The organism is Acinetobacter sp. 226, from assembly GCF_048147925.1.
Classification (GTDB): domain Bacteria; phylum Pseudomonadota; class Gammaproteobacteria; order Pseudomonadales; family Moraxellaceae; genus Acinetobacter; species Acinetobacter pecorum.
The window spans coordinates 111788-133100 of the sequence record NZ_JAYWYX010000002.1; the positions used below are offsets into that span (position 1 = coordinate 111788).

Genomic DNA, 21313 nt, shown 5'->3' on the forward strand with positions numbered 1-21313 from the left:
ATAAAACAGTTCATAAAAAACCTACTTAAATAGATAAAATTCAAGCGTAATATGAATCAGAACAAGACTTGAATGATGCTGAGGATGCATGTCCTCGTTGAATAAGAAGGAAGGAGTAGCCGGTGGGGAATTCACATCATCATGAGCATAGTCATGTCAACGTGACTGCAGACAATGCCAGAAAATTATCGATAGCGCTGGGATTAACCACCACTTTTTTAATTGTGGAAGTAATTGCCGGTTTTCTGACCCAAAGTCTGGCTTTGCTCTCTGATGCTGCACATATGTTTACCGATGCTGCCGCACTGGCTATTGCACTGGTGGCTATCAAGATCGGACAAAAACCGGCAGACAATAAACGGACTTTTGGTTATCAGCGTTTTGAAATTCTGGCTGCCCTGTTTAACGCCTTGATGCTGTTTGTGGTTGCGATTTATATCTTGTTTGAAGCTTATCAGCGTTTGAGTCATCCACCAGAAATTCAAAGCCTTGGCATGATGATTGTTGCTGTTTTGGGGCTGATCATTAACCTGATTTCCATGAAAATTCTGGTGTCCAGCAGTCAGGAAAGTCTCAATGTCAAAGGTGCATATCTGGAAGTGCTGAGTGATGCACTGGGATCTGTAGGCGTGATTATTGGAGCGTTAGTGATTTATTTCACCGGCTGGATGTGGATTGATACACTCATTGCAGTATTAATCGGATTTTGGGTATTGCCAAGAACCTGGGTTTTGCTGAAACAGAGCATCAATATTCTGCTTGAAGGTGTGCCGGAGGAAATTGATATTGAAAAATTACGTCACGATCTTTTGGCGCTTGACGGGGTCGAGGATATTCATCAGCTCAAGGTCTGGGCGATTACTTCCAAAAAAGTCATGCTGACTGTGCATCTGGTTGCGCCGAATGTGGATTATCAGAAACTGCGTCATCAGGCCTTTGAGATGCTCCACCATGAGCATCATATTACCGAGATGACCTTGCAGATTGAAGCGGAAGATTGTCCGCCGGAACATCGGGGACAATCCTCACATCAGCACTCACATGCCGAAAGCCATCAGCATTGAAATTGAATAGTCTTAACAGCAGAAATATTTTTTATTTTTTTAAAAGTGAGCGAATCACATCCAGATAACTTGGCGGAGCATCGACATACTCACGCTCCCTTAACATCTGGTGCATTCTCGCCAGCTTTTGATGCGGAACAGAGGCCATTAAATGATGTTCAATATGATAGTTCACATGAATCGGGGCAACCAAAGCACGTGCCAACCAGCCTGCACGAGTAGTTCGGGTATTGCTAAGGGCAGAATGACTGGTTTCTAATCCGGCATGTTCAGCCATGGCGCGGATGCGGATGAACAAAGGAAATGGAGTGATATAGGCGAGAGGCCATAATAAATACAGTTTAGGATGGCCACTGACCCACAGTGCAGAAAAAATTGCTGCATTTGAGATGAGCATACCGGAACTATTCTTAAACAGATTCTTTGCTAACTCTAAATTGCTGCGATCACCACGCGGAATTGGCTTGGGGTCATTGGAAACACTCCATTCCAGTAATTCAAGATCCATTAATACTCGACCTGTAAGGAACTTAAGTCCAGATTGCCCATTCAGGTCACGAAAGAATTTCCTGAATAGTGAGCTTTGAGTAATGGGGAAATTTTTTACCAACCCCAAGTCAGGATCATCTGGCTGCGAGGTTTTAGCATGATGTTTCAGATGATAAGGACGATACTTGCTGACATCATTCCAGATCGGGCGTGCACAGAGCCAGTCGGTCAAATGAGTGTTCAACCATTTGGTTTTGAACAGGCTATGATGTGAGGCATCATGCATCAAAATAGCCATCGCAAGCTGGCGTCCCGCAAGAATGGCCAATGCCAGCGCGCACATCAGGACTTTCCCCCACGTAGGTAAATATTCCCAGCTATAGGCGACCGTGCCAAAGGTCATGACAATTACGGTCCATGTCGAACCTACTGCCCAGACACCGTGCAAGTCTGAGGTCGTGGTGAGTTCTTTAATTTCATCACGACTAAAAAGTTCTGTGACACTGACCTTGCTGTTCATTCTTCTGCCTATATTTAGTTCTTATTACTATATTCAATATATTTGGATGAAATATTACAGTCAATTTATTTTTGTGTATAAAAAAGAAATAATTTAGAGCCCTTGGTCTTTAAAATAGTGTTGCCATAAAAGTTGTCCCTGTTTTTCTATTTTGCGGACTGCGAGCTCAAATTGTTGTCGAGCCTCGGTATCTATCCATTCTGCAGGAAGCAAAGGGTCAGCACGTAAACTAAATAGGGCAGACTTACCTAGATAAAAGGCACTTTTTGCAGCCTCTGCTAAAGTCAGATTTTGGTAATTCTCAAACCAGGCGTTGATATCATGCTGTACTACATGATAGGTCTGATGTAGCGCTTCGATATCCCATAAATCACGAACTTCAGTTTCACTTTCCAGCTGACTGACTTGGAAAAAACGTGCATCAGCATCTAATCCAAACCGGATTACAGCTGTTTTTAATGTGCTTAGACTCAGTGTTAAATTATCTGGACGAATAAAAACATTTTGTTCCAATTCCTGAAAACCATAATAATGCAGCGCTTTTTCCCTTCTAGATAATGACGTACGATCTACGCGCCCTAAAGTACCCGTATAGACCAGTACATATTTTCCATTCCATGTGGTCACAGTTTGTATATAGGGTTGTTTGTTTAAACTGATAAAAGAAGTATCGAACTTTTTTTCTAGCAACTGATACACACCGCGCTCTACAGATTGAATGACATTTTCCTGATTTAATCGGGCCACAGCGACGCGTATGCCATTCTCAGATATGCCTAATAATTCAGCAGCCGTTAATATCCGCCTAATAGAGAGGGCTGAGTCTTTCGAAGCGTAGAGAAGGTCTAAAACAAGATGACGTGCATTCAGTTTATAAGTCATGAAACGATATCGTAATTAAAAGAATTGAAAGTTTTGAAGTTTATTTACAATAGCACTTTGTTGTGAATTACCCAAAAAATGTCGGGGTGAAAGTAGCTAAGACGTGATTTTTAGAGATACTTTTTATCAATCAAAATTTTTAGAATTTAATAAAAAAACCCTTATCTTTCGATAAGGGTTTTTCGTATTCTGGAGCGGGAAAGGAGACTCGAACTCCCGACCCCAACCTTGGCAAGGTTATGCTCTACCAACTGAGCTATTCCCGCAATGAGGTGAATTATAGAGAATTCCACAGCAGTGTCAACTCTCTATAAATCTGTTTGATTAATTAATCAGCACGTCGCCAGACCGTACCTTGACGGGTATCCTCAAGAACAACACCTTGATCAAGTAAAGATTGACGAATCTCATCCGCACGGGCGAATTCTTTGGCTTTCTTGGCATCCTGACGCTGTTGAATCAAATCTTCAATTTGTTCAGGTGATAGTCCCAATGCTTCCTGACCAATGTCAGATTTGAGGAACTCATCTACATCTTGCTGTACCAGACCGAGAATATTGGTCAGGTGACGTAAAGTTGCATAATAAATCGCTGCTTGTTCCGCATTTTCTTCTTTTACAGCACGATTCAGTTCTTTATTGATTTCGAACAATACCGCAATCGCTTCAGGCGTATTGAAATCATCACGCATAGCGGCATTAAAACGTTCAACAAAAGCCTCATCCAGAGTTTCAACCAGATGATCACCATAAACCGCTTGATAGGTTTTAAACGAGTGATAGAAACGAGATAAGGTATTTTTTGCTTCTTTTAAGGCAACATCCGAGTAATTCACCGGGCTACGATAATGGGAAGAAACAATGAAATAACGTACCACTTCCGGATGGAATTTTTCAATCACGTCGCGAATGGTGAAGAAATTGCCTAAAGACTTCGACATTTTCTCGCCATCGACATTAATAAATCCGGCATGCATCCAGTAATTGACATACTGTTCGCCAGTAGAAGCTTCAGATTGTGCAATTTCATTTTCATGGTGCGGGAAGGTCAGATCAGCACCGCCGCCATGAATATCGAAATGATTACCCAGGCAGCAGGTCGACATTGCTGAACATTCGATGTGCCAGCCCGGACGGCCATTACCCCAAGGGGAAGCCCATGACGGTTCATTTTCCTTGGCATGTTTCCACAGTACAAAGTCAAATGGATGTTTCTTTTCGACTTCAACATCGACACGTTCAGACGCACCCGCTTGCATATCTTCCAGTTTACGGCCAGAAAGACGACCATATTTGGCAAACTTCTCGACCTCAAAGTAGACATCACCATTATTGGATGGATAAGCCGTACCATTGTCGACCAGGTTGCTGATCATATCCTGCATCTGATTGATGTAATCTGTTGCTTTAGGTGCTACATCAGGTGCAAGGCAACCCAGTTTGGCAAAATCTTCATTCATCGCATCAATAAAGCGACTGGTCAAATCCGAGATACTTTCACCATTTTCATTGGCACGTTTAATAATCTTGTCATCAATGTCGGTGATGTTGCGCACATATTTGACCTTCCAGCCTTGGCTGCGCAAGAAACGGATAATGTAGTCAAATGCAACCACTGTACGTGCGTGTCCTATATGACAATAATCATAGACCGTCATTCCACAGACATACAGGTCAATCTGACCTTCAACACGAGGTACGAATTCTACTTTTTTGCGTTGCTCTGAGTTATATAGAACAAATGGTTGCATAGCTGTTCAAAGGACTTCAAATAAAAGGATGATTCATCTTAACCTAAGCATAATTATTCATAAAGATAAAAGCGTAAAAAGCCTCAGTTATTTAGCCTAGTTAGGTAGTAACAATGATTGAGAAAGAAAAGATTTCTGGACTGAAATGACAATAATGAATTGGTCTTTTCAGGGGCAGTGTTTGCGAGGGGAATTAAGGAGTATTGGAATGAGGATGTTCTTTTATGAATATAATTCATTAAGACAAGCGTGAGGATATTCTGATAAAAAATAAAAACAAGCACAGTCTACAGTTTCAAAAATGGAGCAAATGTAGAGGTGGATATACCTGGCTTCGCAAGTCAAATACAATCGAAATATATTAAAAATACGTCGAATCTTATACATTTAGAAATCTTGCAATTGCATAGCTATGCTAAAATTGCGAAAATTATGCCCATCAAACCAGAGTTTTTCTCTGTCCTTAGCGTAGGTAAACAGGCTTTGAATCCACAAAAAACAGCGAATCAGCTAGATTTCCAAAAAGTCGCACTTGAAACACTGCGCATCGAAGAAAATGCGTTACAGATTTTAGCAACACAGATTGATGACCGTTTTAGCCGCGCATGTGAGATTATTCTGCAGTGTACCGGCCGTCTGGTGATTACCGGAATGGGCAAGTCGGGTCATATTGGCCGTAAAATGGCGGCGACCTTTGCTTCGACCGGAACGCCATCGTTCTTTATGCATCCTGGTGAAGCAGGTCATGGTGACTTAGGGATGCTGGTGTCAGGTGACGTGCTGATTGCAATTTCAAACTCGGGCAAGAGTGATGAGATCATGATGCTGATGCCCCTGATCAAGCATCTGCAAATTCCCCTGATTACCATCAGTGGTGATGACCAAGGTCCCATGCCACAAAATGCTGATGTAGCTTTGACGCTCGGTAATATCCAGGAAGCGTGTCCACTCGGTCTGGCGCCAACTTCAAGTACTACCGCCACACTGGCTTTGGGTGATGCTCTGGCAGTAGCTTTGCTGGATGCTCGCGGCTTTACTTCAGATGATTTTGCACGTTCACATCCTGCGGGTGCGTTGGGTAAGCGCCTGTTGTTGCATGTAAAACATCTGATGCGTACTGGAGCCGATTTGCCGAAAGTCTCGCCAGATACGCCGATGAACCAGGTTTTATACGAGATTTCAAATAAACGTCTAGGTTTGACCACAATTGTTGATCAAGATGACCTCCTGCTCGGTATTTTTACAGACGGGGACTTACGCCGCTTAATCGATAAACAGCAAGGCTTTGATGTCAACCTGGCAGTGCAAGACGTAATGATCAAGAATCCGTTGACTATTTCTCAGGAAGAACGTGCAGTAATCGCGCTGGAGCGTATGAATGAGCATAAAATTAATCAATTTGTAGTTGTTGATGATGCCAATAAAGTCATTGGCGTGATCAGTATGCATGACCTGATTCAGGCTGGGGTAAATTAATAGATGGCATCTTATGTATTGTTAGAGCAGGCACGTCATATCGCAGCACTGGTGCTTGATGTCGATGGTATTTTAAGTGACGGTTTTGTTACTCTGACTAATTCGGGTGACGAGATTAAATCTTTTGATATTCGTGATGGTCTGGGCATGAAACTGGTTCAGCAGGCGGGAATCAAGGTGATTATTATCACCGGTCGTCAAAGTCGTATTGTTGAAAAACGTATGTCGGATCTGGGTGTTGATCTGGTCTATCAGGGCCGTGAAGATAAAGGCACAGCTCTGCGTGAAGCATGTGCACAGCTTAACATTGATCCTGAAGATTGCCTGTACATGGGTGATGATTGGCCTGATCTGTCTGCTTTTGCCATTGCCGGCATGAAAGTGACAGTGCCTAATGGTCATGTCGAAGTTCGCCGTCGGGCCGATCTGGTCACTCAAGCCTACGGTGGTCGCGGTGCGGTTCGTGAAATCTGCGACATGCTGTTAATGTCCAAAGGCATGTACCAAGAGTTACTTGAAAAATATATTCGTGCACCTTATTAATAAGTCCTATCTTTTGGATTAAGTACACCGCTTATGGATACTAAAGTTTTATACATTACGGCTGTGATTATTGCCGCAATAAGTGGTGGTTATTACTATTACAGCGGCAAAGGTAACAAGCTGCAGGCAGACTCTGCACGCAGCATGACCTATTCCGCTCAAAATATTAACTTAACCCAGACAGATGAATCAGGCCAGGTGTCGGTTCGTGCCCAAGTGGATCGACTTGAGCAGAATCTGCAGCTAGAAACCTCAAAGCTGGAAAATCTGCGAGCATCGACTTATGACAATGGTAAAATCGATGCCACTTTCTTTGCCAAAATGGCGCAGGGTTATGATGACAATACAAAAGTTGTACTCTCTCAAGAAGTGCTCGCCACCAAAATCATGCAAAATGGGAAAATGCAGTTCCGTACTGAAGAACTGACCGCTTTTCCGAAAACACGCGAAATTGAAACAGACAAGACAGTGATTGTGGAATCTCCACAGGCTGAATTTGTCAGCCAGGGTCTTAAAGCCAATCTTAATGATGGTCAATACGAATTCTTTAATATTCGAGGAAAGTATGAACCAAACTCCTAAAGCCAAAATGATGCACACTTTCCTGAAGCGTATAACGCTGGCGACTGTGGTTGGACTCGGTTCAATCACTGCTTTTGCGCTGCCATCTGACCGTAACCAGCCAATTACCTTGCTGGCTGACCGCGCGACTTTTAATGAGCGGACTGGTGTAACGACTTATTCTGGTAATGTCATTATTGAACAGGGCACCATGAAGCTGCAAGCCAATTCGATTGTGGCCAATCTGAACAGTAAACGCCAGATCAGCCTCATTACGGCGACAGGCAGTCCGGCACAGTTTCAGCAAAAAGTAGATCCGGACAAAGGTCTGGCGAAAGGTCAGGCACAAAAAATTGTCTATAATGCCGAAACAGGCATTATTACCTTGTCCGGTAATGCTTTCCTGCAACAGGATGGTGCCAGTATTCGCGGTACAACTTTAAAGTACAGCATGAATAAAGGCGATATCGAAGCCACAGGAACTCCAAACAAGACTGGTTCTTCTTCAGGCCGTGTACAAATCGTGATTCCACCGTCTACTTCAAAATCCTTCCCGGGAGCGCGTGATTAATGGAACAATCGCAGCAGGTTCAGACCTTAACCATTAAGCATCTGGCGAAAAATTATAATAAGCGCTGGGTAGTCAAAGATGTATCGTTCAGTATGCAAAGTGGCCAGATTGTGGGACTGCTGGGCCCAAACGGGGCCGGTAAAACCACCAGTTTTTATATGGTTGTTGGTCTGGTACGGATGGATAAGGGCGAAATTTATCTGGATGATCTGGATCTTTCCGACCTGGCCATGCATGAGCGGGCACGTAAAGGGATTGGCTATTTGCCGCAGGAAGCTTCAATCTTCCGGAAGCTGACGATTTCAGAAAATATCATGGCGATTCTGGAAACCCGTAAAGAGCTGACCAAGGCCCAACGTCAGCAACGTCTGGCAGAGCTACTGGCGGACTTTAAAATTACCCATATTAAAGATTCCTTGGGAATGAGTGTGTCCGGCGGTGAGCGACGTCGTGCTGAAATTGCACGTGCCTTGGCTGCTGATCCTAAATTTATGCTACTCGATGAGCCTTTTGCCGGTGTCGATCCGATTTCGGTTGGAGATATTAAGGATATTATTACCAACTTGAAAGATCGGGGTATTGGCGTGCTGATTACCGATCACAATGTCCGTGAAACACTGGCGATTTGTGAACATGCTTATATTGTCAGTGAAGGTGCAGTGATTGCTGAAGGTACACCGGAAGAAATTCTGGCGAATGAGACCGTGAGAAAAGTTTATCTGGGTGATGATTTCACTGTTTAAATGTCTCTTACTTTATAAAAAACCTGCATCAGATTTCAATTGTCAGATGCAGGTTTTTTAATTAGCGGCAAAGAACCATTGCATTCAATGTCCTTGCCGAAGAAGAAAAATGAGTAAAAAACAGGCAAGAATGCAAGTTTCCCGGATCTGATGATTTTTAAAGCCTTTCAAAACAATCGAGTAAAATCAAGACTCTCCTTGGAGAGGCTTTTTATTTGTCTGTACAAAGCGGGTATACTGCAACAGTAAGAGTTTAAAGCCTGAAGTTATGCCATTTACCATTGCCAGCCTAGTCAGTTTTGAGGAAGATATCAAAAAAAGCCGCTTTCAGGCCTTTGCTACCCCTGTTGAAAATGAGCAGGAGGTGAAAGATTTTCTGGAGGCTTATCGTGATCCAAGCACCACACATCAATGCTGGGCCTGGAAAATTGGTCATCAGGTACGCTTTAATGATGACGGTGAACCTTCAGGTACTGCAGGACGTCCGATACTGGCGACTATTGAGGGTAATGAACTGACCAATGTGCTGGTACTGGTCAATCGCTGGTATGGCGGAATCAAGCTGGGAACAGGAGGCTTGGTGCGAGCCTATGGGGGTTGCGCTGGACAATGCTTGCTATTAGCAGAAAAAATTGAACTGATTGAAAAGAAAAAGGTGCAATTTTCCTGTCAATTTAATGAGTGGGCCATATTCCAGTATGAATTGAATCAGCAGCAAATCGATTATCAGGAAGAATATACAGCCGAAGGTGTGCAGGTCAGCGCCTTATTTCAATTACATCAAATTCAACCCTTTGCCCTGAAAGTTCAGGATGTGACGCGTGGCCGGGAACAATTAAAAATTATTGAAGAAGCGACAGATGACTGACGTAGATCCATTACTGAAATATCGTGAGCAGCATAAACATCGTCTGAACTATATGCCTTGGCTGTACTGGTCCTTAAAGCCAAAAAATCGCGGTTGGGCAGAAGCATGGCAAAAGGAATATCAGGCTTATCTGATGGAGATGGAAACCATCGAGATTGGTGAAAACTGTTTTATTTCACCACTGGCACATATCTTTGCCGAGCCGGGGCGCAAAATCATCATCGGTGATAATACCTTTATTGCCGCAGATTGCACCTTGCATGGTCCACTGGACATTGGGAATGAAGTGGCGATTAATCATCACTGTATTCTGGATGGCGGTCGGGTAGGGATTAAACTGCATGATCAGGTACGTATCGCTGCTTATTGTCATCTTTATGCCTTTGATCACGGGATGGATCCCGAGCAGCCAATTTATCAGCAACCGGTGCGCTCACAAGGCATCGAGATCGGCCGGGATGTGTGGCTAGGTGCACACGTGGGTATCAAGGACGGAATTAAAATCGCAGATCAGGCTGTGGTGGGAATGAACAGTATGGTGACCAAGGATGTTGAAGCGCGTGCAATTGTCGCCGGAAATCCGGCTAGATTGATTCGTTATCGTGAATAAGTTTTTTGAAGTCAACGGTTTGAAATAAAAGTTGAAACGAGTAGAAAAATAGGTTTAGCGATCTATATTTATTCACATAAAAGTTAACATATTTCAATTCAAGCCTTACAGATTTTGCTGCACATTTTTGAATGCTTATGCTAAGTTAAAAATAACTAAGAAATTTTTATCATAACTAGAGAGGCTAAACATGAAACGTGTCATTGCCTGCATTGACTCATCCCCATGTATAAACGCGCTGGCAGACGCAGCTGCATGGATTGCCAAACAGACTGGCCGTGAACTGGTCTTGTTACAGGTTCTGGATTATTACCCTGCCAGTTATCATTTAGGGGAAATCAGTGGAGTGATTGGCTTTGAAAGTAACGCCATGTTACTGAAAGAGCTGGCTGAACTTGAACAAAAACAAAGTGAAATCGCGCTGGATTATAGCAATAATCTGCTGCAGCACATTTCTGAACGGATTCTGGCAGAACATGGTATTCACACCACACACATTCAGGAAAAGGGCGATTTTCTGGAACAAAGCTTCCAGATTCTGCAGCCTGATGATATTGCGGTGATAGGCTTGCTCGGCGAACGTTCAGCTGAAAAAAACAAACCAATTGGCACCAATGTCGAAAACTTTATTCGTGGGGCTAACTGTACCGTCATGACAGTCGGAGAACAGTTTAAGCCACCGACACGCTTTATTTTTGCCTATGAATATTCACCCACTTGCATCAAGATGATGAAACGGATTGCAGAAAGCGATTTGCTACGCTTATTGCAATGTCATCTGTTATATGTCGGTGATCATGCTGAAATTCTGAATGAACCTTTGCAATATTTAACTCAGGCTGGCTTAGAGGTGGTACCACAATATCGCTATGGTGATGTTGCAGAAAATATTTTGTCCTATCAGCAGGAACAGGGGATTCAGCTGATTGTGCTTGGCGCATTCAGTCACAGTAAAATCCACCAGTTCTTCTTAGGAAGTATTGCAACCACAATTTTCCGTAATTCCAAAGTTCCTTTGCTGGTTGCCAAGTGAGAATTGCAAAAGATTGCCAGGTGCGGAGTCTAATCGTAAATTGTTACAGCTTGAGTTAAAAATGACCAGAGTTATCCTCATATATTGTGGATAACTCTGTGGTTAATTTTTATAAGTATATATTATTTATAAGAAATATCGTATTGGGTGATTTTTGCTCTTCTGCTTTTATTTAACAATCGCGAGTGCGAAACCATCATGTCCTTTGCTACCAACCGTCTGTAAAGCAGTACAGGACAAGATACGTGGATGATTTTGCAGGGCTTTAAACATATCGCGAATGCCTTCAATACTTGGCTTTTTATTGTCCGGATTAATGATCTCGCCAGCACGAATCACATTGTCCAGAAAAATAAGCGTACCTGAATGCGACAGGTTTAAACTGAGTTCCAGATATTCCGGATAACTCTGTTTATCTGCATCAATGAAGATAAAATCAAAAGCTTCAGTGTCTTCAGGCAGGGCTTTAAGCACGTCTGCTGCACGGCCACATTTAAGTTCAACGGTCTGTTTGAGCTGGGCACGGTCAATATTTTCCTGACCCATTGCCGCATGGGTGTCACGTCCTTCAATGGTCAGGATATAACCGTCATCCGGCAAGGCACGCGCCAGCCACATGGTGCTATATGCTGCAAATGTGCCGAGTTCCAGTACACGTTTACACTGGTTCATCTGGATCAGCATCTGCAACAACATGCCTTGATTCGGTGCTACAGCCAGATGATCAGGAAAACCGTGCGCGGCAGTGTTTTCCAGAGTTTGATTCAGAATAGGGTCTTCAGGAATTAAATGTGAATCAATATAGTGATCAATGTCTGTCCACATTTGTTGCATAGTCTTGGCACCTTGATTGTGATGCCTGCATTTTAAACTTTTCGCGGCAGAGCGCAATTTATTGTTCTGTAGGTGATGATTTTTTAAACTACACAAAACTCACGAGGGGTTTTGTGTAGCAGGTGTCATGACTTAGTAATTACACATTGAGGAATTCCGCCCCAAACTCGGCCCCCAGGTACGGTAACCTTGGGTATCGATATGGATCTGACCTGAAGCATACATGCCGAGTCCCATATTCAGACTTTGGCCATGCTGAGCCCAGAACTGACACAATTTGAACTTGGTATTTTCAATATAGGCATAGTCTTCTGCCTGCGGATATTCTGGTCCAATCCGGAAATCAATGGCAGAGTTATATAGATGACGTGAAGAATTGGCACCACCGGCACACTGGTTCAAAGGCAGATCGCGATAGACTGAAGTCACTTCAAAATCAGTCAACACATTGGCTGCAATCAGATATTTAAACACTTTTAAAGTCGGTATCTGATTGGCCCATAATTCCCGACTTGGGATCATGTATTGGGAACGGCCACACTTGGCCCAGTCACGTGCAGTACGCATCAACTCAAAACTTGGAATAATATTACCAACGCCATGACGTTCAAGAAAGACTTCATACTCACGTACGCGCGCCAGGTTATCCAGAGATGAAACCCACTGGGTATAAACATAAGGAATAGTTTTAGGGTAGGCTTTACGGTCAAACTGCACACGTTCTTGGGGAATATAAATCCGTTTTCCCGCGGGCTGTGCAGGGTGTTTTGTGGCAGTAGTACAGCCCACAAAAACAAGAGGGATTATACAAAGACTCAATAATCCCTTTGCAAAATTCATCATTTATACAATCAGATATTTATAAATAGCGCTATTTTAGACTAAATGTAAGGAGAAATTTGGAGAATATTGCAATGAAATGTGTGCAAAGCGTATAAAAAAGATCAGCATATGCTGATCTCTTAAATTTAAAATAATTACTTTTCAAGATATTGCAATTTATCTGGTTTGCCATTCCATTCTTCACGGTCGGCTGGTTGCTCACCAATTTGTGTAATGTTTGGCCACTTTTGCGACAGTTCAGCATTTAGTTCAATAAAGACTTCCTGACCTTCAGGTAATTCATCTTCAGAGAAAATTGCATTTGCCGGACATTCAGGTTCGCATAACGCACAGTCGATACATTCGTCCGGGTTAATTACGAGGAAGTTAGGACCTTCATAGAAACAGTCTACAGGGCAAACTTCTACACAGTCTTGATATTTACATTTAATACAATTTTCAGTGACAACGAAGGTCATGGCGACAGCTACCTAAACAATATGGTTCTAATTACGAATACTGTATTTTAGGCAAAAACAGGGGGAACTAACAATTCCTTTTATTGATATTTGTTATATATAGGGCTGTTAAATTTGAAAAAAGGGAGAATACCGATGAATTGTGTCTCTCATCGGTATTCTTAGCCCATTGACCCCATGCCAGATGAGGTCTAGGGTCAAGAATTAACTTGGCTGTTTGAGCAGATCTTTGAGTGCATATAACTGCTGCAAAGCTTCACGCGGACTCAAGCTATCCACATCGATATCATCAAGCAAGTCTAGTGCAGGCGACTCTTTCTCAATTTCGATGATACGTTCCACAGGTTCAATGATGTCGGGCATCGCAAACAGGTCATGCTGTGGACTCCGAGGTTTGACCTGATGCTGCTTTTCCAGAATCTTCAAGCGGTTTTGTGCTTCTTTAATCACTGCAGCTGGAATACCTGCCAGTTTGGCGACCTGCAAGCCATGACTCTGGCTGGCTGGTCCAGGCTGTACCTTATGCAGCAGAATCAGGTTACCATTCAACTCTTTGGCGGTGACATGGTAGTTATCAATTCCCGGTTCCTTGCCCAGTTCGGTCAGTTCGAAATAATGCGTTGCGAACAGACATAGACATTGAATGCGTTTGGTCAGATCCAGCACACAGGCCCAGGCCAGTGACAAACCATCATAGGTACTGGTTCCACGACCAACCTCATCCATCAGTACCAAAGACTGACTGGTAGCATGATGCAGGATTTGCGAAGTTTCGGTCATTTCCACCATAAAGGTGGATTTGCCTGTCGATAAATCATCGGCAGAACCAATCCGGGTGAAGACACGGTCAACCGGACCTAAAGTTGCAGCTTGCGCTGGAACATAGGCACCACAATAAGCCAGTAGTACGATTAATGCAGTCTGGCGCATAAATGTGGATTTACCCCCCATATTGGGACCGGTAATGATGGCCATCCGATGGGCAAAATCCAGTCGGGTATCGTTTGGGGTAAAGGCTGTTTTACTCAGGGACTCTACCACCGGATGTCGTCCGGCAGTGATACTTACACCAACTTCAGGACTGAATTTTGGACGCGACCAGTTGCGTAAACGTGCCTGATGGGCAAAATTCGCAATCAGATCAATCTGAGCAATGGCGCTGCTCATCATCTGTAGATTGCCAATATCCTGTCGTAACTCATCCAGCAGCATTTCAAACAGCATTTTTTCACGGGCCAAAGCACGTGATTCACTGGATAAGACTTTATCTTCAAAGGCTTTCAGTTCAGGCGTGATATAACGTTCTGCATTTTTCAGGGTTTGCCGGCGGATATAATGCTCGGGTGCTTGTGCAGCCTGCGCGCGGGTTAACTCAATATAATAGCCACTAACGCGGTTATAGCCGATTTTTAGGGTGGGAATGCCGCTCTGTTCACGTTCCTTGATTTCCAGATCAATCAGGAACTGACTGGCATGATCGCGAATCTGTCGCAATTCATCCAGTTCACTGTCAAAACCTTCTGCAATGACATTACCATCACGAAGCAGGACGGGTGGATTTTCGACAATGGCTGACATCAGGCGTTGATGCAGACCATGGAAGTCGCCTAGTTCTTCATTGAGCTGTACTAAAAGCTGGGACTGCTGCTGACTCACAATCGGTTGCAGGGCATGGCGTAAAAATGGAATTTGCGCACAGGCCTGACGCAGTTGCACTAGATCACGTGGACGGGCACTGCCAAGTGCAATACGGCTCAGCACACGTTCAATATCGCTAATCTCTTTAAGGACCAAACGTACAGGCACTTCATGGAAACCTTGAAGTAAGGCCTGGATAGCATCCAGGCGCTCATCCAGCAGGGCAGTATCGCGTAAAGGTTGCATCAGGGTGCGACTAAGCAGGCGTCCACCCATAGCAGTCTGGCAATCATTGATCAGTTGGAATAGCGAAGTACCATGTTCAAATAAAGGTTCAATCAGCTCCAGATTGCGGCGTGTCACTGGATCCAGCGCAATAAAATCTGAACTCTGTTCTAGCTGAATCGTGCGGATATGCGGTAATGCCGTTTTCTGGGTTTCTTTGGCATAATGTATTAAAGCTGCAGCGGCTGCTTTGGCCAAAGGTAAATGATCAATCCCGAAACCTGAAAGCGTGCTGACGGCAAACTGGTCGCATAAGGTTTTTTGCGCATTGTTCAGGTTGAAGTCGACATCGGGACGTTTGGTGACCGAGATATCCAGTTGCTGTTTGAGTTGTTCGGTCAATGTCGGATCAGCGATATTTTCATCCAGCAGAATTTCGCTTGGCATCAAACGCGCCAGTTCAATCATAAGCTGGTTAAGATCATAATCCTGCTGCTGGACTTTAAATAAGCCGGCGCTGAGATCGAGAAGTGCAATACCAATCTGATTCTGCTGAATACATAAAGCCACCAGATTCGAGCTCTGATGTGCACCGAGCATGGCATCATCGGTCAGGGTGCCGGGTGTAATAATTCGCACCACACCACGCTCAACCGGTCCTTTGCCAGTAACCTCGCCGATCTGCTCGCAGATCACCACGGTTTCACCTTTTTTGACCAGACGTGCCAGATAACCTTCGGCTGCATGATAAGGCACGCCCGCCATAGGAATCGGCTGACCATTGGCTTTACCGCGATGGGTCAGGGTGATGCCTAAAATCTTGGCTGCCTTGTGTGCATCTTCAAAGAACAGTTCATAAAAATCACCCATACGATAGAACATCAATGAGTGCGGATGCTGCATTTTTACTGACATGTATTGCTGCATCATGGGCGTTAAGGTAGAAAGATCAGCCATAATTTCTGAACTGGTCATTAAAAATAAATCCTTTCAACAAGAGATAAATGCAAATACTGTGCAATAGGCTATGCAGGAAAATTTAAAGCAGATTTTCAGTCAGACCCGTCTCATATGATGGAGTGCAAGAGACCGAAAATGTGAAATGAATCTGCTGATTCAATTCAGCTTCAAGCTATATTGTAGCAAGTCTATCAAATTTAATTTTTAGAAAGAAAGGAAATTCTAAGGGAATGTTGAAGTTAGGGTCCCTGATCTGTCGCGATGAGTTTTTATATATCCCATCTGTATTTTTTTTAAAAATTAACCACCGGATGCGAACATGCGGTGGTTAAGATAAATCAAGAGGATAATTTATTCTGGATCATAAAGACCGAGGTCTGAGAGATGTAATCTGAGAATCCGGCGCAATTCCAGCACGGCTTCAGGCGTTTCCTGAATCGAGTGGCCGCCCTTAATGACCTTGTTGGATACAGCACCATTTAGATAAGCACTCTCATATGAAACAATATCATCGCTCATGAGCTTGGTATCTTGCGTATCTACGGTATTGCCGATAATAGAATGAAATTTGATATTTTTAGAAGGCTGAATATCCTCAGTTAATGCAGTAAATTTTGAATTTTCACTGAGATCGCTCGGACCATTTTGAATCAGGTCATGTCCCAGTTCTTTAACAAACCCCTTTAACCCGATCTCACCTTGCAGGGTATCGGCAAAGGCACCCAAAAATGCACCCGGTATCCGGATAATTTTACGGGCCAGTTTGGTATGCCAGCGATCGGCATATTCCGTTCCACGATGTGGGGTTGCCAGGAAAATGGCCCGGTTAAAGTTCGGAATAGGCTGCATTTGCAGGCGTGCTTTAAATAACGGATTATCCTTAAACTGTGCAATGCGGGTATTTTGTACCAGCTTAAATGCATCTTGGGTAATATCGGCCTGACTGACCATTAAACGGGCAATCACACCTCCCATGCTATGTCCGACCAGTACCGCATCTTTTTTGGCTGGAGTATTGTTCGCGATCTGGGCAAAGCCTTGCTGAACCAGTGCATTAATTTGAAAACGGCTTTCCAGAATCGGCATATTGGTTGAATAAAATACCTGCCAGACCTGGAAATTTTCCCTTAATACCGGATCACCCATAATATCATTGGTCAGACGAATCCAGGCTTCAGGACTACTGGCCAGGCCATGAATCAATACCAGCACTTTCTTGTTCGGATTATACGGTTCCAGCATGTACAGGTGTGGCATGCTCAGACTGTCTTCGCGATTAATCAGGGTCAGATAGGCTAAACGCCCCAGATTGTTTTCGGCTAGCCATAAACCGTAGGGCGCTGAAAAGTTGGCAGCCAGCGCATATTCTTTTGAAGCAACCTTTATCTTTTCATGTTTATAAGGATCATGTAGTTTCAGGTAAAATTCCGAGGTAGATAAAATCTGTTCAGTCGAATTTGCTGATTTGGGTACCGCAGTGATAGTCGTGGCCAGATATCGCGCTGAATGAATATTGGGATTTATGCCATTGGAGTATTTGTGCTTGAGCGGATCGGCAATATATTTTTTATCCTGCTCAGACTGCTGTTCTTCTGGTAAAACCACTAAAAATTCTGAACCAAAACCATCACGACGGGTAATGGAACGCAAGCCTGAAAAGTTCATGTTATAGGTAGACATGAGCTGTTCAATAGTCTGGTTTTTCAGCTGCGGAAAATTTTCCAGATCAAGGGTGTAGATACTGTCGCCGACTTGAATTCTTTGGCCGGAACGTTTGGTTTCATAACGTTCAGCATAGCGCTGAATCAGATGGGCAATTGCCAGGTTATAAAAATCACGGATCTGGACCTGGCGGTTATCAAAAATACGGTCTTGTGGTGCGCGCTCAGTTTTGAACAGATAGGCATAGCTATAACGAATGCTTTTATCCAGCATGGTGAGCTGCTGATCCAGACATTTCTGGATATTCTGTTTTTGCAGCTGCTGTTTTTCCTGTGACCGGGTTTTGCTCAGAACACTGGTATTACACTCGGCTGACTTGGCATTTTGCAAGGCATTCGCCAGATACAATTCACTTGCTGTAGAAAGTAATTGTTCATCTAAAATCTGAGGAATATCTTTAAGATCATCCACACATTCTTCAGGCTGTTCAACACAGACCTGTGCTTCACGTCCGGTCATGGACAATACATTCAGACTGGCTTCGCTGAGCTTGTCACGGGTCAATATACTGTCACGTTCATTGTTGAGTGTGACATTAACGGCCTGTTCCTTAACACTGACCACCTGACAGCCGCTGAGTACGCTGGTGATGAGTAAAGTGCAAAGTATTAATCTTTTATTAATTTTCTGAGGCATAAAAACTTTTCACTAAATCAGGCTGTAAAGCGGAGTAATGTTTTGTATTTTACTAATTTTTTCTCATAAAAATAGACTGCCGTAGCAGTCTATTTGTAATCAGAAAACAGAAGTGTTAATTAAGGTGTAGCAGGGGCTGGTGTTGAACCAGGATTTGCCGGAGCTGCTGTGGAGGTCTGCATGACTTGCCATACATTCCAGCGACCATTATTTTCAATTTCCTGAATCAAACGGTCGGCTACTTCAGCTTCTTGTGGATATTTGGTCTTATAGTTGCTTAAGGTCTGAATGGCATTTTTCTTATGCTCTAAGGCAATATAGTTATTGGTTGCAGAAAGATAGGCTTCCTGAACGCCTGCTTTCATGGCTTTATCCAGATATGGAATCGCTTCACGTTGACCGCCACCTTCAGACAGGCCAAATCCGAACCAGAAGTTGACTTCAGGATCATCTGGATTCACTCTCAGAATGCGTTGTGCGTAGGTCAGGGACTTGGTTGTATAAATTGAACCCAGATCCAGATTGCGTCCCATCACGCTGGCTTTAAAAGCACGTAACAAAATATCAAAAGAAGCATTTGGACGGGCGGCTAGAGTATCCAGCTGCTGGCTGACGTCACGCAGTTTGGCTTCAAAACCACGGCGTTCCTGACGATCACTGAAACGTGGTGGATAATGGCGTGCCTTGCCTTCGACCATTTGCAGGAAATCATCGATTTCAGTGATATCGATTTCATTGTCATTTGCCAGCGCAGCATAACGCATAGTCCGGGTATTGCTGTCCACCGTCGGAATAATCAGTTTATTGACATCTAGCGTCAACTGCTTGGATGGATCATTCGGGTCTGTCACCACCATCTTGGTTACAGGTTGGGCTGCAGCTTTTTGCAAATGCACTTCAAAGAGAGGCGGTTCATTATAATTAAAAGGATTTAATGCATAAAATGGAGGAGTAATAGCCGGTTCAACAAAAACAAATTCTTCCGATTGTTTTGATGCAGACTGTTTTTGGGGCATAGTTGAACACGCCGCAATGCTGAGTGTTAAGCAAGCAAGTGCCAAGGGCTTAAAGGTCATAATATTCGTCCATTCTGTTATTTTTTAAAAACAGCCAAGTACATAAATAGCATGACTGTCAGTCTATGAAAACTATAACGGTCATGCAAGTAAACCTGTGTTACAGAGCTAAAGCCAGATTCAGGCTTTGGATTGGCTGGTCTGCGCTTCACATTCACGACGCGCTTCTTCCAGAATCTCCAGCTCTTTTTTACTCAAAGGCTGGTTATCTTGCTGCTGCTTGTTAAAGGTCGGATCTAACAAAGAAAGGCGATTGCACAAGTTGTTCATGCGCTTTTCATTTTGTTGAATACGATCCAGCAAAATTCGCATACCTTCCAGAATTGGGTCAGATTGGTCTTCAGTGGCTGCATAAGGCTGGAAACCAATACTTTCTGCATAGTCGCGGCGACGCGCTTCAGCATCATCTTTGGGTTTGTCTTTGATAATCAAACGTGCCGGGTTGCCTACAGCGGTAGCATTTTCAGGTACGGCTTTGGTAACTACTGCATTAGAACCAACCTTGGCATTTTTACCCACAGTAAATGGTCCGAGAATCTTGGCACCGGCACCGACCACCACGCCATCTTCTAAAGTCGGATGACGTTTGCCTTTATTCCAGGTGGTTCCACCCAAAGTCACGCCATGATACAGGGTGACGTCGTTGCCAATCTCTGCAGTTTCTCCAATCACGACACCCATGCCGTGATCAATAAAGAAACGACGGCCAATTTTTGCACCCGGGTGGATTTCAATACCCGTAGCAAAACGGCTGAACGAAGACAACGCACGTGCAGTTCCTTTATAGTCTTTATTCCATAGCTCATGTGCCATGCGATGCATGATCAGTGCATGTATGCCTGGGTAAGTCGTTAAGACTTCTAAAGTATTGCGTGCTGCAGGATCGCGCGCAAAGACAGCTTGTATATCTTCTTTGAGCTGTTTCAGCATTAGATTTGATCCTCGTCCTGTGATGATGTTTTTGAAGATTTTTTCCAGGTGCCGTTATTCAATGCCTGAACACGGCTGAAAATACCACGAAGTAAATGATATTCCATACGATCTAATTGTATACGTCCAAAGAGACGACGCAAGCGTAAAGGCAATAATCTTGGATTTTTTGGGTCCATAAATTCAATTTCTGCCAGCATTTTTTCCAGATGTGGATAAAACTGCTCCATCTCTTTATGGGTCACCAGCGGCTCATCCCATTCCATTTCAATGCCATCAATGACCTGCATGGTAGCTTTGGGATCACGCGGATGTTCCACCTGATCCAGTGCAGCCATGCGCAGTTCATAGCAGATCACTTGTATTGCTTGCGCAACATTCAATACGCCGTAGTCGGTATTCACCGGAATAGTGAGGTGATAATTGGCCATCGCCAGCTCTTCATTGGTCAAACCACGGTCTTCACGGCCAAACAGAACTGCTATTTCCTGTTGCTCTTGAACCACAGCTGAAAGTGCTTTTTCAGCAGCAGGACGAACATCCAGAAGTGGCCAGGGAATTGTACGGCTACGTGCGCTGGTACCGAAAACGATCTGGCAATCTTTAATTGCTTCTTCGAGTGTGTCGACGATTTCAATCTGTTCAATCAGATCAGTCGCACCAGCGGCCAGCGCATCAATATCCGGATGTGGATAGGTTTTTGGAGCGACCAGTACCAGTTTGCATAGGCCCATGGTTTTCATGGCACGTAAGGCACTGCCGATATTGGCAGGCAGGGTAGTATTAACCATGACAATACGCACATGGGAGAGATGTGCTGAAACAGCAGCATTGTCAATTTGACTCATGAGGATTCCAATTTTAAGGTTTTTTAAAGATCA

At 43.8% G+C, this 21313-nt stretch carries 20 protein-coding genes and 1 tRNA gene; 9 read left to right on the forward strand and 12 right to left on the reverse strand.

Going from position 1 to position 21313, the window contains the following annotated elements; all coding sequences use genetic code 11:
- Positions 1–122 precede the first annotated feature (122 nt).
- Complete coding sequence (locus VXP95_RS01320) at positions 123–1064, forward strand: cation diffusion facilitator family transporter (RefSeq protein WP_064095962.1); 942 nt, start codon at positions 123–125, stop codon at positions 1062–1064.
- 31 nt (positions 1065–1095) lie between these two features.
- Here the strand turns inward: VXP95_RS01320 and VXP95_RS01325 are convergent, their stop codons facing one another.
- The 4 genes from VXP95_RS01325 to cysS all read right to left on the reverse strand — a co-directional run bounded on the left by VXP95_RS01325 (position 1096) and on the right by cysS (position 4705).
- Positions 1096–2073: a fatty acid desaturase family protein gene (locus VXP95_RS01325; RefSeq protein ID WP_416681051.1), complete on the reverse strand. Its 978-nt coding sequence runs from the start codon at positions 2071–2073 to the stop codon at positions 1096–1098.
- Positions 2074–2166: 93 nt separating this feature from the next.
- Positions 2167–2955: a hypothetical protein gene (locus VXP95_RS01330; protein WP_416681052.1), complete on the reverse strand. Its 789-nt coding sequence runs from the start codon at positions 2953–2955 to the stop codon at positions 2167–2169.
- Positions 2956–3145: 190 nt separating this feature from the next.
- Positions 3146–3221, reverse strand: a tRNA-Gly gene (locus tag VXP95_RS01335).
- Between the two features lie 62 nt (positions 3222–3283).
- Positions 3284–4705: a cysteine--tRNA ligase gene (cysS, locus tag VXP95_RS01340; RefSeq protein ID WP_416681053.1), complete on the reverse strand. Its 1422-nt coding sequence runs from the start codon at positions 4703–4705 to the stop codon at positions 3284–3286.
- Between the two features lie 432 nt (positions 4706–5137).
- Between cysS and VXP95_RS01345 the strand changes: the two genes are divergently transcribed.
- The 8 genes from VXP95_RS01345 to VXP95_RS01380 all read left to right on the forward strand — a co-directional run bounded on the left by VXP95_RS01345 (position 5138) and on the right by VXP95_RS01380 (position 11110).
- Positions 5138–6181, forward strand: coding sequence for a KpsF/GutQ family sugar-phosphate isomerase (locus VXP95_RS01345; RefSeq protein ID WP_252510007.1), 1044 nt, complete (start codon positions 5138–5140; stop codon positions 6179–6181).
- A 3-nt stretch (positions 6182–6184) separates the two neighbouring features.
- Entirely contained in the window at positions 6185–6724 is a 540-nt protein-coding gene (locus VXP95_RS01350; protein ID WP_064095966.1) for a KdsC family phosphatase, read from the forward strand.
- Between the two features lie 33 nt (positions 6725–6757).
- Positions 6758–7306 (forward strand): LPS export ABC transporter periplasmic protein LptC, encoded by a 549-nt coding sequence (lptC, locus tag VXP95_RS01355; RefSeq protein WP_416711236.1) that lies wholly within the window; start codon positions 6758–6760, stop codon positions 7304–7306.
- Entirely contained in the window at positions 7290–7856 is a 567-nt protein-coding gene (lptA, locus tag VXP95_RS01360; RefSeq protein WP_064095968.1) for a lipopolysaccharide transport periplasmic protein LptA, read from the forward strand. Before lptC ends, lptA begins: the two co-directional genes overlap by 17 nt.
- Positions 7856–8599 (forward strand): LPS export ABC transporter ATP-binding protein, encoded by a 744-nt coding sequence (lptB, locus tag VXP95_RS01365; protein WP_064095969.1) that lies wholly within the window; start codon positions 7856–7858, stop codon positions 8597–8599. Before lptA ends, lptB begins: the two co-directional genes overlap by 1 nt.
- 268 nt (positions 8600–8867) lie before the next feature.
- Positions 8868–9467 carry an IMPACT family protein gene (locus tag VXP95_RS01370; RefSeq protein ID WP_064102019.1) on the forward strand — a complete coding sequence of 200 codons (600 nt, stop codon included), beginning with the start codon at positions 8868–8870 and terminating at the stop codon, positions 9465–9467.
- The gene (locus VXP95_RS01375) at positions 9460–10077 is read left to right on the forward strand and encodes an acyltransferase (protein WP_064095971.1); all 618 of its coding nucleotides are present in this window, start codon (positions 9460–9462) and stop codon (positions 10075–10077) included. The genes VXP95_RS01370 and VXP95_RS01375 overlap by 8 nt, the downstream gene beginning before the upstream one ends.
- Before the next feature lie 190 nt (positions 10078–10267).
- Positions 10268–11110: a universal stress protein gene (locus VXP95_RS01380; RefSeq protein ID WP_064095972.1), complete on the forward strand. Its 843-nt coding sequence runs from the start codon at positions 10268–10270 to the stop codon at positions 11108–11110.
- Positions 11111–11278: 168 nt separating this feature from the next.
- Here VXP95_RS01380 and VXP95_RS01385 read toward each other — a convergent pair whose 3' ends face one another.
- From VXP95_RS01385 to VXP95_RS01420, 8 genes are all read right to left on the reverse strand, one after another.
- A complete protein-coding gene (locus VXP95_RS01385) occupies positions 11279–11944 on the reverse strand; it encodes an O-methyltransferase (RefSeq protein ID WP_064095973.1) in 666 nt (221 codons plus the stop codon).
- Between the two features lie 132 nt (positions 11945–12076).
- Entirely contained in the window at positions 12077–12787 is a 711-nt protein-coding gene (locus VXP95_RS01390; protein WP_064095974.1) for a D-Ala-D-Ala carboxypeptidase family metallohydrolase, read from the reverse strand.
- 134 nt (positions 12788–12921) lie between these two features.
- Complete coding sequence (gene fdxA, locus VXP95_RS01395) at positions 12922–13245, reverse strand: ferredoxin FdxA (protein WP_000144889.1); 324 nt, start codon at positions 13243–13245, stop codon at positions 12922–12924.
- Between the two features lie 204 nt (positions 13246–13449).
- Positions 13450–16083, reverse strand: a complete 2634-nt coding sequence (gene mutS / locus VXP95_RS01400) for a DNA mismatch repair protein MutS (RefSeq protein WP_416711237.1) — start codon at positions 16081–16083, stop codon at positions 13450–13452.
- Positions 16084–16419: 336 nt separating this feature from the next.
- Positions 16420–18426 carry an esterase/lipase family protein gene (locus tag VXP95_RS01405; protein ID WP_416711238.1) on the reverse strand — a complete coding sequence of 669 codons (2007 nt, stop codon included), beginning with the start codon at positions 18424–18426 and terminating at the stop codon, positions 16420–16422.
- Between the two features lie 119 nt (positions 18427–18545).
- Positions 18546–19502, reverse strand: a complete 957-nt coding sequence (locus VXP95_RS01410) for an ABUW_2363 family tetratricopeptide repeat lipoprotein (protein WP_064095977.1) — start codon at positions 19500–19502, stop codon at positions 18546–18548.
- 120 nt (positions 19503–19622) lie between these two features.
- Positions 19623–20432, reverse strand: coding sequence for a serine O-acetyltransferase (gene cysE, locus VXP95_RS01415; RefSeq protein WP_064102025.1), 810 nt, complete (start codon positions 20430–20432; stop codon positions 19623–19625).
- Positions 20432–21280: an RNA methyltransferase gene (locus VXP95_RS01420; protein ID WP_416711239.1), complete on the reverse strand. Its 849-nt coding sequence runs from the start codon at positions 21278–21280 to the stop codon at positions 20432–20434. Before VXP95_RS01420 ends, cysE begins: the two co-directional genes overlap by 1 nt.
- Between the last annotated feature and the right edge of the window lie 33 nt (positions 21281–21313).

Bases quoted from the DNA above. Each gene is read 5' to 3' on its own strand.
- fdxA (WP_000144889.1), bottom strand. From the start codon at position 13,245: ATGACCTTCGTTGTCACTGAAAATTGTATTAAATGTAAATATCAAGAC.
- lptA (WP_064095968.1), top strand. From the start codon at position 7,290: ATGAACCAAACTCCTAAAGCCAAAATGATGCACACTTTCCTGAAGCGT.
- VXP95_RS01375 (WP_064095971.1), top strand. From the start codon at position 9,460: ATGACTGACGTAGATCCATTACTGAAATATCGTGAGCAGCATAAACAT.
- lptB (WP_064095969.1), top strand. From the start codon at position 7,856: ATGGAACAATCGCAGCAGGTTCAGACCTTAACCATTAAGCATCTGGCG.
- VXP95_RS01420 (WP_416711239.1), bottom strand. From the start codon at position 21,280: ATGAGTCAAATTGACAATGCTGCTGTTTCAGCACATCTCTCCCATGTG.
- VXP95_RS01330 (WP_416681052.1), bottom strand. From the start codon at position 2,955: ATGACTTATAAACTGAATGCACGTCATCTTGTTTTAGACCTTCTCTAC.
- VXP95_RS01380 (WP_064095972.1), top strand. From the start codon at position 10,268: ATGAAACGTGTCATTGCCTGCATTGACTCATCCCCATGTATAAACGCG.
- mutS (WP_416711237.1), bottom strand. From the start codon at position 16,083: ATGACCAGTTCAGAAATTATGGCTGATCTTTCTACCTTAACGCCCATG.
- VXP95_RS01345 (WP_252510007.1), top strand. From the start codon at position 5,138: ATGCCCATCAAACCAGAGTTTTTCTCTGTCCTTAGCGTAGGTAAACAG.
- VXP95_RS01370 (WP_064102019.1), top strand. From the start codon at position 8,868: ATGCCATTTACCATTGCCAGCCTAGTCAGTTTTGAGGAAGATATCAAA.
- VXP95_RS01325 (WP_416681051.1), bottom strand. From the start codon at position 2,073: ATGAACAGCAAGGTCAGTGTCACAGAACTTTTTAGTCGTGATGAAATT.
- VXP95_RS01350 (WP_064095966.1), top strand. From the start codon at position 6,185: ATGGCATCTTATGTATTGTTAGAGCAGGCACGTCATATCGCAGCACTG.
- lptC (WP_416711236.1), top strand. From the start codon at position 6,758: ATGGATACTAAAGTTTTATACATTACGGCTGTGATTATTGCCGCAATA.
- VXP95_RS01405 (WP_416711238.1), bottom strand. From the start codon at position 18,426: ATGCCTCAGAAAATTAATAAAAGATTAATACTTTGCACTTTACTCATC.
- cysE (WP_064102025.1), bottom strand. From the start codon at position 20,432: ATGCTGAAACAGCTCAAAGAAGATATACAAGCTGTCTTTGCGCGCGAT.
- VXP95_RS01410 (WP_064095977.1), bottom strand. From the start codon at position 19,502: ATGACCTTTAAGCCCTTGGCACTTGCTTGCTTAACACTCAGCATTGCG.
- VXP95_RS01385 (WP_064095973.1), bottom strand. From the start codon at position 11,944: ATGCAACAAATGTGGACAGACATTGATCACTATATTGATTCACATTTA.
- VXP95_RS01390 (WP_064095974.1), bottom strand. From the start codon at position 12,787: ATGATGAATTTTGCAAAGGGATTATTGAGTCTTTGTATAATCCCTCTT.
- cysS (WP_416681053.1), bottom strand. From the start codon at position 4,705: ATGCAACCATTTGTTCTATATAACTCAGAGCAACGCAAAAAAGTAGAA.